Below are 11,489 nucleotides of genomic sequence, written 5' to 3' on the forward strand. Positions count from 1 at the left end.
GCAGCGATCTGACCTTTTTTGTTGTACTCGCGTTGCCACTTATTGCCCGCAGGGTCCGTAACTTTTGCGGGCAGGCCCTCGCTATTGTATTCAATGCGGTGCTTATTGCCGGCGGCATCGGTTTTTTGTACCAAGCGGCCCTGATCATCGTATTGATAAATCTCTTCGCGCAAGCTGCCATCGTCGCTTGGCAGCTGTACCTTAGTGATCTGGCCCAGGTCGTTGTAACTGTAAAGGGTCTCAGCACCTTCAGGGTCGCGGTGATAAATGGGCAGGGCGCGGTCGTTAAAGCGATAGCGCTCTTTACCGCCGCGGGTATCAGTTACGGTGACACCCTTGCCATCATCATCCCAATCAAACTGGTAGTTGTAAGTGGCCTGCCCATCGATAGGATCGCCCCACTGGCGTACACAGCGGGCCGAGGGACCTTCGGCATCCCATTCGAAGTGGAAGCGGTAGCCGGTTTTTAGGGTACGCTGCTTAATAACATGCTGGCGGTACTGATACTGCTCGCTGTGGCCATCAGCATCGGTGGCTTTGATCAGGTCGCCCTCATCGCTGTACTCATAGTTGGCGAGTACTTTAATGTGGCCATCGCGGGTTTCTTTTTTCAGTTCACCAATACGCAGGCTCTTAGCCTGCCCTTCTGGTGGGCTGATATGCAGGGCTTCACCGAGACTGCTCTCGATGCAGAGTAAACGCTCATCGATATAGTGGAACAGGTAGAAGTTGCCGTAACCATCGCGAATTTCTGCAAGCTTAAGAGTCCCCTTATCCCCGATAGCTTTAAAGTGCCTCTGCACTCCATTGGGGGCGCCGTAGGGGGTAACTATCCAATGCTCGTCATTAACGCGAGTAAGCGTTAACTGCTCCACCACATTGTGGCTGCGGCCGCTATCTCCCGGTGCCGGCAGGTTAATCACTCGGCCCTCAGCATCGTGGAGCTGCACCGCTTTGCCAGGGCGCCATAGCAGTTTTTCGCCCAGGGTATGGGTCCAGCCGTGCCCCATACCGAAGTCCTTGGGATTACTGCTGCGGTAGGTGCGCGCTACGGTAAGAGGCAGTGGGCCATCCAGAACCGTATCCACCAGGGTGAGGCGCTCCTCACCCGTTTTTAAGTTAATCGGCTCGCCGCCCTCACAAGCATTCGCATTGCACTGAGAAGTACTACCATTTTGGTTGGTGCCAGTTTCACTATTGGCGCTATCCGGTTCATTGGAAGTGGAACTGCCGCTGGCCTGGTTTCCACCATCGGCATTGGAGCCTGATCCACTCCCCTGGCTACTTTGATTGCTGTTACTGGAACCATTAGAGGAGCTGCTGCTGGAGGAAGAGCTACTCGGCGAGGAACCGCTGGAAGAGGGCGGTGCCGCAGCCTCTGAAGTGCTTAAATCGGAGAAGCTGGCTCCATTGCCCTTGGCATTGCCGCCGCGCTTTTTCGAAAGTAGGTTGCGTTGTTTTTTTAACTTGGCGAAATCCAACATCAGATCGCCAATACCGCGGAAGGCTTTTAACAGGCGCGCATTCTTCACCATGGCCGCTACTGCCCCAACGCCACCGGTAACTGCCGCCAGTACGATCGTGAGAATAATCTCAAAGGCACCGCCGCCCGCCATCTCGGTAATTTCCAGGCTGTGCTGGGCGCTCACGTAATCCTGGGCAAAGCGGAAGATGGTATCGCGCAACGCCGGGTCTTCATAAATAAGCTGGGCTACCTCACAGGCCAGCTCTAATTGCTGCTTAGTAATCTGGGATGGGTCAAAGCCGAGTACATCGACAACTTCCCGTTGAACGGCCGATAAATATTCCCGATGGGATTCCTCAAAGCTTTTGTCATAGAGCAGATAATTGGCCGTAGCGCTGCTCAGCTCAATCGACTGGCGCAAAGGATGGGTTAGCGCTGCCACTTCCAGCACATCCTTGGCCCAAACAGCTAGCCCCCAGGCGGCATTACCCACACCGGTAGCACCACGATCGATATAGGCGCCCACCTTCTCGAGCTTTGAGCGCTGCTCGTGGCGCTGCTGAATAAGTGCCGCTTCTGCGCGCTCTTGGGCAACAATTTGTTGCAACCCCATACGGATCTTGGTGATCAGCTCAGCCTGCTTGTCGGCCAACGCTGTAGCCGCGAATGGGGCTTCTTCGATAATGAGGCGGTTTTGTACCAGGGCCAGGTAGATTTCTTTTTCCCGACTGCTGAGGTGGCCCGGTGCTTCACTCAGGGGGCCGAGAAAGACCGTGCCCGCCTGGCTGGACTGGATACTGACACTCAGCACGTTACAGGAAATACCATTCAGGCCAAAAAAGTGCTCGTAGATTTCCTGAATTACAGCGTTATCAAACATAGATAGGAGTTGGGTGGCATCCACCTTCATGGGGATACCCATCTGGTACGCCCAGCCAACCCGGACCATATAACGAATGCCTTGTCTATTCTCGACACTTAGCTGCATGGATAATCCTTCAAACGCCGTAAGCCCGCTTTTCGCCAGCTCTCTGTTATCATTTCCTGATCCGATAAATCATCCCAATTTACCTTCTCGTCTCTAATGTAAGAATCCCCGGCTTGATTGCCAGGCTCCTTACCGATACCCAACTGTTCATTCCGCAATCAACGGCTGTAGTTTCTATACCGCTGAATCACATAAAAGTGGTTGAATTAGGGTAATCACAATCTGTGAAATCTTAAATAGTGAACCTCATTACCCCTGTGGCTTATGGAAAATCTAATTGCCAGTAGTTCCAATTCACCGGTGCTCGGATGGGATGAGGCCAAAGCTACCGGTAAGGGATACCTGAAATTGCGACCTATCGAGGCAGATTACCGCAAATAGATCAGAGGGGATAGATAAACGGCATTACACGAGTAAGACAACTGGTACAAAGAGCTACGCCGGCAAAATAACAGAAAACATTCGATTTAAGGCAATCGATGAGCGCGAAACGCTAACGTGTGTAGAAAATTTAATAAAAGTCTCTACGAGAAAAATAAAATTCGTATTTCTTAAGAAAATCCAACCACAGCTTTTTTTAAACACAGAATTTACGGCTGTGCTAGCGCCGATAAATTCAGCTAAGCGTTATTAGTTGATTATTAGAGTGACACCCGATAAAGCGTGGAGGGTAATTAGGAGGGAGCAGACTCAGGCCGTTCAATCAAGGAGCCCAGTAAACGGATCAACACTCCCAGCACTACTAAAACCATTACTAACCTCCTCAGGCCCGGAGTTAGTAATGGCTTACACCGTAGGAACTATTCTATTTCTTTAATACGCATGGAACTGGTCTGCCCACCCACATTGAGGCGCTCACCCTGAGTAATCAGTACACGCTGGCCTTTTTGCAAGTCAATACGCGAGCCCAGCACTTCAATAATCGACTCGGTGAGGTGCCCGAGCGGTACGGTGGCCGGATCGTAGCTAATGGGCTCTACTCCGCGCAAAAGTACCAGCTGCCGCGCAACGTTTGGGTGCCGTGTCATCGCATAAATGGGCAGGCGAGTGTTGGCGCGCGACATCATACGTGGGGTGCGCCCAGATTCGGTCAGCGCCGCCACGGCACAGAGGTTCTCTACACGGGAGGCGACATCGATCGCAGCCTGAGCAATAACCGTGTCTATACGATTCGTAGCACCGTGCTCCTGTGGTGTGTAAGGCACACTGCCGAGATACTGCTCCGCGCCTACGATGACTTCACTCATAGATTCGACCGCAGACACCGGGTAATCACCGGCGGCGGTCTCGGCGGAGAGCATTACCGCATCAGTACCATCGAGCACGGCGTTGGCCACATCCATCACTTCGGCGCGCGTGGGCGTCGGGCTGGTAATCATGGATTCCATCATTTGTGTCGCGGTGATCACACCGCGATTGAGGGCATTGGCACGGTTGATCAGTTTCTTCTGCACTCCAACCAGCGCGGGGTCGCCAATCTCCACACCCAAATCGCCGCGGGCCACCATAATGGCATCTGAAGCGAGAATCAGAGCGTCCATCTGCGCATCGTTGGCCACCGCTTCGGCCCGTTCAATCTTAGCCACTATAGCCGCCTGACTACCGGCAGCCTCCATAGCCTTGCGGGCAGTTTCCAGATCCTCGGCACAGCGGGGGAAACTCACCGCGAGGAAATCCACGTTCAGCTCCGCAGCCAGTTTGATATCCCGATAATCCTTTTCTGTCAGAGCTGGCGCAGACAAGCCACCACCCAGCAGGTTAATTCCCTTGTTATTGGAGAGCTTACCCCCCTGTAAAACGCGGCAGTAAAGCTTGCTCGGTGTTGTACCCGTGACCTCCAGGCGAATCTTGCCATCGTCGAGCAGGAGAATGTTGCCGGAATGGCAATCGCTGATCAGACTGGGGTAATCCACCCCCACGCGATGCGCATCGCCACCTTCCGGCGGACAGTCGAGGTCCAAAGTGAATTCGTCGTTGTTCTCGAGGGATACACTACCCTCGGCAAAGCGGGCAATACGGATTTTCGGACCCTGGAGATCCCCCAACACCGCGACGGTTTTGCCCTGTGCAGTTGCCACATCGCGTACCTCTTGCACCCGGCGGCGATGGTCATCGGCGGAGCCGTGAGAGAAGTTTATGCGCACAACATTGACACCCGCGCGAATCATTTCATCGATAACGCGCGGCTTGTCTGTACCGGGCCCCAAGGTGGCGACGATTTTTGTATGGCGAATCATAGGATCCCGTCAAATGTTCGTTAAATGAATAATTTATGTGAGCGGTGAACTGTCTTCTTTTCGATGACTTTGCCCCGCTAAGATACAAGACGAATTCACAGGTTTTCCCATACCCCTCTATAAACAATGTGCTCAGGCAGACTCCGCCACCGGCAGATCCAATTGTTGGGCCGCAGCCATAGCCAAGCTCGTATCCAGCATACGGTGGGAGAAACCCCATTCGTTGTCATACCAAGCCATTACTTTAACCAAATTACCGTTCACACGAGTATGGTTGGCATCGAAGTGACAGGAAGCGCTAGTATGGTTGAAGTCCACAGAAACCAGGGGCTGATCGCAATAGCTCAGAATACCATCACTGCCTCCAGCGGCCCGCTGCATAATGTGGTTCACCTCCTCGACAGTCGTATCACGGCTTGCGATAAATTGGCAGTCCACCAGGGAAACATTGTTCACTGGTACCCGCACCGCCATACCATCCAGGCGTCCCCTTAATTCCGGGAGCACCAGACCCACGGCCGCAGCCGCACCGGTCTTGGTGGGAATCATATTGTCGGCCGCAGCGCGCGCCCGATAAATATCGGCATGTACCGCATCCTGGGTACTCTGATCATTGGTATAGGCATGCACGGTGGTCATAAAGCCGCGCTCTATACCCAGCTCGCACTGCAATGCTTGCGCCACTGGAGCCAGGCAATTGGTCGTGCAGGAGGCATTGGAAACCACGCGATGATCCGCGGTCAGATCGCGATCATTTACCCCATAAACCACGGTGAGGTCCGCATCTTTCGAAGGCGCGGATATCAGCACTGCCGCAGCGCCAGCTTCGATATGCGCGGAGGCAGAGGCTTTATCCGTAAAGCGGCCGGTACACTCCAGCACCAGATCCACACCCAGTGCTCTCCAGGGTAGCCTGGCTGGATCGCGCTCTTGGAAAACCTGTATACGCTCACCACCGATAATCAGGGCGTCATTATCCACTTTGACTTCCGTGGCAAAGCGACCGTGAATGGTATCGAAGCGGGTTAGGTGTGCGTTTGAGGAAACCGGAGCCAGATCATTAATCGCAACCAGCTCGATACGATCGCTGTAACCGGATTCGTATATGGCGCGGGTGACATTGCGGCCGATACGGCCGTAACCATTGATGGCAATTTTAATTCTCATCAGGCGTTACCTTTTTTATTAGCTTCTGATTTCCCCAGTGCACCCAACGATGAGCACACCCTAGCAAACATTTGTTACGGCTAGCCTGGCAGCTTCGCATTTTTCATCAACGATCCCTCTCCAACCACAAAGTACGATTGAGTTAAGGTTTCAGAGCCACGGCTTGTTGGGACAGACGGGTGATCTCTGCCCAGTTTTTTTCCCGCATCAGGGCACTGGAAGCCATCCAGGAGCCACCCACACAAATCACATTGTTGAGGCCCAGGTAGTCGGCTGCATTCTTGGCACTGACGCCGCCGGTTGGGCAGAAGTGCACTTCCGCCAGTGGGCCGGCGAGAGATTTCAACATGGGCACACCACCCGCAGCTTCGGCTGGGAAGAATTTCTGGTAGCGATAACCACGCTCGTAAAGGCGCATCACCTCGGAGGCACTGGCAGCGCCGGGAAGCAGCGGCACCTCGCTTTTTTCCGCCGCATCCAATAATTTTTCTGTAGCTCCCGGGCTCACCATAAAGCCGGCTCCCGCATCGACAGAGCGCTGCAGATCATTGCTATTCAGCACCGTGCCGGTGCCCACATGGGCTTCGGGCAGATGTTTCGCAATAAGCGCCACCGCCGCCAGAGCGGCCTCTGTACGCAGGGTGACTTCGAGTACATGCAAACCACCTTCAAGCAGAGCTTCCGCCAGGGGCAGCGCGTCTTCAGCCTGCTCTATAACCAACACTGGGACCACACCAGCAACCTGCAAAATGTCGGCGATATTTTTCTGCATCAATCAATTCCAAGTAATTCGTTAAGGTGCCCAATACACCGTGATCGGTTTCAACCCCTGCTTGAGAATACTGCGCACTGGCATTTCCATTTCATCACTGCCGAGAAGGGCCTCACGGTACACTTTCAATTTTTCCTCACCGGTGATCAGCAGCTTGATATTTTTTGCCTGTAAAATCCCACTCAGAGTCAACGTCATTCGTTCGGTATTCGCACCGGTTACGGCACTCTGCTGTGCGGTGATTGCACTGCACAATTTTTCGGAGCGAGGATTTAACGCTTCCTTGAGACCCTGTGCATGGGGAAAAAGAGAGGCGGTGTGACCATCGTTGCCCATACCCAAAATGCAAACATCAAAAGGGCGTATCAGCTCGGCATAGACTCGCTCACAATCGGCTTCGCCCTCAGCAGCGCTGGTATGGGCATTTTTCATACCGAGTAGCGAAGCTTCCGCGGCAAAATTTTGCATCAGGCTTTTTTCAATAAACGCTTGGTTACTGCCTTCGTGAGATTTATCCACCCAGCGCTCATCGACCAGCGCCGCCGTAATCTGTGACCAGGGCAGCGGGCGCTTGGAAAGCTCGCGATAAACAGGCTCAGGGGTGCTGCCGCCAGAAACCAGAAAAGTGGCTTGGCCATGCTCTTTCAAGCCCTTTTGCAGTTCGCAAGCACAATCGTGGACCAGAGCCTGGACGAGGCGCTCACGATTTGTGAAAAATTTTTCTTCTGCCATGAATACTTCCATTCAATGTTGGGGTTTACCCTAAAAAAGGGTAATCCGCCTGTTTATTACTTGGCGTTAAACCAGTGTCGACCACTGCGGGCCAGTAACTCACTGGCCTCTTGCGGCCCCCAGCTACCCGCCGGATAGGGTTTGGGCTGATCGCTGGTTTCACGCCAGTGCTCAATAATCGGATCGACCCAGGCCCAGGCCGCTGCAACTTCATCGCGATGAATAAACAGGGCGGAATTATTCGCGGCGGCATCGAGCATCAAGCGCTTATAAGCGTCACTACGGAAACTGTCGTAGGTATCCGAAAGGGTTAAATTCAATTCCGCGGGCTGCAGCTCTGTGGTCAGGCTATCCATTTTCTTAGCCATCAATACCAACTTAATGCTCTCTTCCGGCTGCAAATGAATCACTAAGCGGTTAGGAATGACATGACCGGCATCTTCACCATAAACGTGATGGGAAACCTTTTTGTACTGCACCACAATTTCAGCACAGCGTTTTTCCATACGTTTGCCAGTGCGCAGGAAAAAGGGCACACCGGCCCAGCGCCAGCTGTCGATATGGGCGCGCAGGGCGACAAAGGTTTCCGTCGCGCTGGCGTCGCCCTCCAAATCCTGCAGATACCCCGGCACTTTTTGCCCATTAATTTCTCCAGCCATATATTGACCGCGCACCACATCCTCATCCACTTTCGCGCCACTGAGTGGACGCAGCGCCTCCAACACTTTGATTTTTTCCGCACGGATATTTTTTGCGGTCATAGAATTGGGGGACTCCATCGCGATAAGGCACAGGAGTTGTAAAAGATGGTTTTGCACCATATCGCGCATCGCACCGGTTTCATCATAAAAACCAGCGCGCCCTTCTAAGCCAACCGTTTCTGAAATGCTGATCTGAATATGATCAATGCTTTTCGCATCCCACAAATGCTCAAATAACACATTGCTAAAACGCAGCGCCAACAGATTCTGTACGGTTTCCTTTCCCAGGTAGTGATCAATTCGGAAAATATTGTTTTCCGGGAAGTAGCTGGCGATTTTGCTGTTGATTTCATCGGAAGATTGAGCGTTATAACCGAGAGGTTTCTCCACCACCACACGGGAATTTTTACTGATTAATCCCTTAGCGGAGAGGTTTTCACAGCAGGCTCCAAAAACACCGGGCGGAATGGCCAGGTAAAAAAGACGCACCCGCTGCGGGGCGGAACTAAGGATATCCGACAAGTGCTCCCACTGCTCATCCGGCACAGAAATATCCAGGGAGATAGGGCGTAGTAACTGACTAAAGCCTGTCCAGATGGAACTGCAATACTCGCCATCACTCAGGTATTGCTGCAGAGCCTGATGCGCGGTTTGTAAATATTGATCGGCATCTTTCTGGTGGCGACAAACGGGGAGAACACGGCACCCCTCTTTCAGGCTACCCTCCCTAAAGGCACGGTAGAGCGCCGGAATCAGCTTGCGCAGGGCAAGGTCCCCAACACCACCAAACAACACCATATCAAATGGTTTAGACATAAATTTTTCTCTGAAATCGTATCTCTTGCGCGGCTACGCAGCAGCGCATTCATTAATAAAGAATACTGGCGCCGCTCTCGGCACCACTGGCAATAGCGCGCATATTCGCGAACAGTTCGCGACCCATACCGCGGGCATTACCAGACAAATCGCACTGCACTATTTCGCGTGCATCAAACTCTTGCTCGTCAACCAGGACGCGCAGCACCCCGGCCTCTGCATCCAGCTCGACGATGTCACCGTCGCGCACCCTGGCAATGGGGCCACCTTCGACGGCCTCCGGCGACATATGAATAGCGGCCGGCACCTTACCGGAAGCTCCGGACATACGCCCGTCGGTCACCAGTGCCACTTTGAAGCCCCGGTCCTGTAATACCCCTAGAGTTGGGGTCAGCTTGTGCAGTTCCGGCATACCGTTTGCCTGGGGTCCCTGAAAACGCACTACCGCGACAAAGTCCCGCTCCAGCTCGCCAGCCTTAAAACGCTGTAATAGCTCATCCTGGTTGTGCAGTACTATCGCCGGCGCCTTCACCTTAAGGTGTTGCGGTTTAATCGCGGAGACCTTGATCACACTGCGACCGAGATTCCCCTCTAACAGTTGCAGACCACCGTGGTGGGAGAAGGGGTCGCTCACTGAGCGAATCACCGCAGTGTCACCGCTCTCCTCCGCGGTGGGACGCCATACCACGCCGTCCCCAGCATCGTTTAAGAAGGGATCGCGGCAGTAGGGTTCCAGCCCGGAATTACCAAGTACGGTATGCACGTCGGCGTGTAAGAGACCAGCGGAGAGCAACTCGCGGATCAGCAACTGCATACCGCCGGCGGCGGCAAAATGGTTGATATCCGCAGTCCCGTTTGGATAGACATGGCACAGCAGGGGCACCACCTCGGAGAGGTCCGCCATATCCTGCCAGGTGAGCTGGATTCCAGCGGCGCGAGCCATCGCCACCATATGCAGCGTATGATTGGTGGAGCCCCCTGTGGCAAGCAGGCCCACCACACCATTGACGAAGGCTTTCTCCGTGAGAATATGGGCAATCGGCGTGTGCTGGCTGGGCTCGGTGATTTTTGCCAGTTGCTCGACAGCCGCCTCATTCAGGGCATCGCGCAGACCGGTCCCCGGATTGACAAAAGAGCTACCAGGTAACTGCAAGCCCATGATTTCCACCAGCATCTGGTTGCTGTTGGCAGTGCCATAAAAAGTACAGGTGCCAGCACTGTGATAGGAGGCGCTCTCCGCCTCCAGTAACTCGGCGCGGCCCACCTTGCCCTCTGCATACAGCTGGCGCACTCGTACTTTTTCGGCATTTGAAAGGCCGGTGGGCATGGGACCTGCCGGCACAAAAATCGAGGGCAGATGACCAAACGCCAGAGCACCGATGACCAGCCCGGGCACAATTTTGTCGCAGATACCAAGGAACATCGCACCTTCGAACACATCGTGAGACAGGGCTACGGCCGTGGACATGGCGATTACGTCGCGAGAAAAGAGACTCAGCTCCATTCCCGGTCGCCCCTGGGTTACGCCATCGCACATCGCCGGCACTCCCCCGGCCACCTGTGCAGTAGCGCCACAGCGCGCCGCAGCCTCCTTCAGGCGAGCTGGATAGGTTCCATAGGGTTGGTGCGCCGATAGCATATCGTTATAAGCGGTGACAATACCCAGGTTGGGCCCGCGGCCGGAGGCAATTAGCTGCTTATCCTTTTCCGGAGAAGCGGCAATTGCGTGGGCCAGGTTGCCACAGGACAGGTGCTCAGTGGCACGCCCTTCAATATGTGCCTTATCCACCTGCGCCAAATACTGAGCGCGGGTTTCTTCACTGCGCTGGATAATACGCTCGGTAACTGCCTGAACCTTGCTGTGAACCATGACCTTTCCGTATTAATCTGCTGCGGCACAGCCCAAGACCCGTGCCGACGTGATATTGCGATGGCCTGAACCACCAGTGATCGCACATCCCGGCGGAAAATCCCCCGCCGGTTGACTGGGTTGTAGTGCAACCGACGCCCCATCACCCGACAAGGAGCGAGAACGCTAAAGGACTTTATTCCCCTCAGGGCGCTTTAGCCGCAACCTTGAACCAAGGAGAAAATAAAAAAACACCTGAAGGCTTTTTTGGCCACCAAGAGTGGAATTTCTTGCTAAGGGCAACCTTTGCTGGAACCCGCAAGCCGCACCGGATACTAGTGGGTCGAACAGATCGAAACCTCCCCCCCACCGCCGGAGGAGGGACCCCGATGACAAAACAAGGAATGCATCCGCAAAACATCGGGCAAGCGCGTTGGAGTGCATTATGTAGTAAAACTACAAAAAACATCAAGCGCCCCTTTCCAGTAAATACCCACAATCAACAAAATGGGCTGACCAGCCTGCCTGAGCGTCATTTAAATCAACATAAAGAAGAAACTAGTACCACAGATAGAGCAAAGGCAGGACTCTGGATTCAAGACCCAAAGCACAGGAATGTAAGAAAATTACAAAAATAGAGGGTCGCTGAGCCTTGCCCCTCATATGCAGAGTTACTTTATTGCTAGAATCCACCTCCAGCTGAGCTTCTAAACTACTGCCAGACTGTCTTTGTATGGCCGCCCCAAGGCCTGGGGAAGCAGT

8 protein-coding genes are annotated in these 11,489 nt (G+C 53.8%); 1 reads left to right on the forward strand and 7 read right to left on the reverse strand.

What is annotated here, in order from left to right:
• From Q1A69_RS12095 to edd, 7 genes are all read right to left on the reverse strand, one after another.
• Window positions 1-2,453: DUF6531 domain-containing protein (locus tag Q1A69_RS12095; protein ID WP_299585616.1), on the reverse strand; the 2,453-nt coding region annotated here is incomplete at its 3' end.
• 800 nt (window positions 2,454-3,253) lie between these two features.
• Window positions 3,254-4,690, reverse strand: coding sequence for a pyruvate kinase (gene pyk / locus Q1A69_RS12100; RefSeq protein ID WP_299585618.1), 1,437 nt, complete (start codon window positions 4,688-4,690; stop codon window positions 3,254-3,256).
• A 132-nt stretch (window positions 4,691-4,822) separates the two neighbouring features.
• Window positions 4,823-5,857: a type I glyceraldehyde-3-phosphate dehydrogenase gene (gap, locus tag Q1A69_RS12105; protein ID WP_299585620.1), complete on the reverse strand. Its 1,035-nt coding sequence runs from the start codon at window positions 5,855-5,857 to the stop codon at window positions 4,823-4,825.
• 142 nt (window positions 5,858-5,999) lie between these two features.
• Window positions 6,000-6,629 (reverse strand): bifunctional 4-hydroxy-2-oxoglutarate aldolase/2-dehydro-3-deoxy-phosphogluconate aldolase, encoded by a 630-nt coding sequence (locus tag Q1A69_RS12110; RefSeq protein ID WP_299585622.1) that lies wholly within the window; start codon window positions 6,627-6,629, stop codon window positions 6,000-6,002.
• 21 nt (window positions 6,630-6,650) lie between these two features.
• Window positions 6,651-7,361, reverse strand: coding sequence for a 6-phosphogluconolactonase (gene pgl, locus Q1A69_RS12115; protein WP_299585625.1), 711 nt, complete (start codon window positions 7,359-7,361; stop codon window positions 6,651-6,653).
• 56 nt (window positions 7,362-7,417) lie between these two features.
• Window positions 7,418-8,878: a glucose-6-phosphate dehydrogenase gene (gene zwf / locus Q1A69_RS12120; protein WP_299585627.1), complete on the reverse strand. Its 1,461-nt coding sequence runs from the start codon at window positions 8,876-8,878 to the stop codon at window positions 7,418-7,420.
• Between the two features lie 52 nt (window positions 8,879-8,930).
• The gene (edd, locus tag Q1A69_RS12125) at window positions 8,931-10,748 is read right to left on the reverse strand and encodes a phosphogluconate dehydratase (RefSeq protein ID WP_299585629.1); all 1,818 of its coding nucleotides are present in this window, start codon (window positions 10,746-10,748) and stop codon (window positions 8,931-8,933) included.
• A gap of 368 nt (window positions 10,749-11,116) precedes the next feature.
• Here edd and Q1A69_RS12130 point away from each other — a divergent pair, with 368 nt between their 5' ends.
• Window positions 11,117-11,365 (forward strand): hypothetical protein, encoded by a 249-nt coding sequence (locus tag Q1A69_RS12130; protein WP_299585631.1) that lies wholly within the window; start codon window positions 11,117-11,119, stop codon window positions 11,363-11,365.
• Window positions 11,366-11,489: the final 124 nt, after the last annotated feature.

The organism is uncultured Microbulbifer sp. (genome assembly GCF_947498635.1).
GTDB classification, from domain to species: domain Bacteria; phylum Pseudomonadota; class Gammaproteobacteria; order Pseudomonadales; family Cellvibrionaceae; genus Microbulbifer; species Microbulbifer echini.